The 465-nt window shown below is 66.7% G+C and carries 2 protein-coding genes; both read left to right on the top strand.

Features of this window, described 5'->3' with window-relative positions; genetic code table 11:
• Positions 1–6 precede the first annotated feature (6 nt).
• Positions 7–168, top strand: a complete 162-nt coding sequence (locus tag ACLD7X_RS18830; protein WP_411425206.1) for a glucan biosynthesis protein — start codon at positions 7–9, stop codon at positions 166–168.
• Positions 168–465, top strand: a 298-nt coding sequence (locus tag ACLD7X_RS18825) for a hypothetical protein (RefSeq protein ID WP_411425205.1), incomplete at its 3' end; no start/stop codon positions are given. The genes ACLD7X_RS18830 and ACLD7X_RS18825, both read left to right, overlap by 1 nt.

Genomic DNA, 465 nt, shown 5'->3' with positions numbered 1-465 from the left:
GGCGAGATTGCAAGTCAGTCGCTGGAAAAGATCGAAACCGCCGATATATGGCGTCTGGTGCTGGATATCCGTCTGCCCGAGGGCGAGACGGTCGAGATGTCGGCACATCTGGCGGGCTTTGACCGCAAACTGACGGAAACCTGGCTGTACCAGTGGGTGAACGGCTGATGCTGGACCGACCCGATCCGCAGGATTTCGACGTCGATGCCCTGGCCGAACGGCTGGGGCGCGCGCCGCAGGCTCCGCTGGCGATGCCCAAGCAGGCGCTGGACACGACCGACGGCCTGCCCCTCGCGCCCCCGGCGATGCCCTTCGATGCGCGCCAGACGCGGATCGTGCGCAGCGTGGCGCTGACCTTTTCCATCGTGGCGGCGGCGGGGGCGTTCCTTCTGTTCCTGCAGTTCGGCGCGGCCGATGGCCTCGATGCGCTGGACTGGGTGCGCAGCCTCCTGATCCTGGTCACGA

The organism is Aphanothece microscopica RSMan92, from assembly GCF_046613545.2.
Taxonomy (GTDB): Bacteria; Cyanobacteriota; Cyanobacteriia; order PCC-6307; family Cyanobiaceae; genus NIES-981.
Note: the sequence above shows the minus strand (reverse complement) of the source record. Positions and strands in the feature narration are given on the sequence as shown.